The sequence below is a fragment of the Kocuria sp. CPCC 205260 genome (assembly GCF_040981045.1).
Taxonomy (GTDB): Bacteria; Actinomycetota; Actinomycetes; order Actinomycetales; family Micrococcaceae; genus Kocuria; species Kocuria palustris.
Window position 1 is genome coordinate 1 of sequence record NZ_JAVKPT010000122.1, and the last position, 507, is coordinate 507.

Below are 507 nucleotides of genomic sequence, written 5' to 3' on the forward strand. Positions count from 1 at the left end.
GTCCGGGAGCCACTGCTCGGCGCCCTCGGGGCACCCGCCGTAGTTCGTGCTCGCGGCCGAGAACCCGTGCTCCACGGCGAGGGCGAGCGCGTAGCCGCCGCCCATGCAGAAGCCGACGACCCCGATCCGGCCCGTGCAGTCGGGGCGCGCGGCGAGCCAGGACCGCGCCGCCTCGACGTCGTCGAACGTGCGTCCCCGGCGGGCGCCGATGTCCTTCATGATCGTGCGCAGGCAGCGGAGCCGGCCGCCCCAGTGGAAGAGGTCCGGGGCCACGGCGAGGAACCCCGCCCCCGCCAGCCAGTCCGCCTGGTGGCGCAGGTCCTGGCTCATCCCGGTGAAGTCGTGCACGAGCACCACCCCGGGCCAGGGCCCCGGGCCGTCGGGCACCGCCACGTGGACGGGCATCTGCCCGTGACCGGTGGCCACGAGGACGTCGCTCGTGGCCCGTCAGGCCTGCCGGGCGTGCACGGCGTCGGCGGTGCCGGCCGCCACGAGCCGCTTGCGGTA

General features: G+C 76.3%; 1 protein-coding gene. It reads right to left on the reverse strand.

The genetic code is table 11. From position 1 onward, the window contains the following. A partial coding sequence (locus tag RF645_RS13515; RefSeq protein WP_368819297.1) for a dienelactone hydrolase family protein occupies positions 1 to 426 on the reverse strand: 426 nt, incomplete at its 3' end. Positions 427 to 507 lie beyond the last annotated feature (81 nt).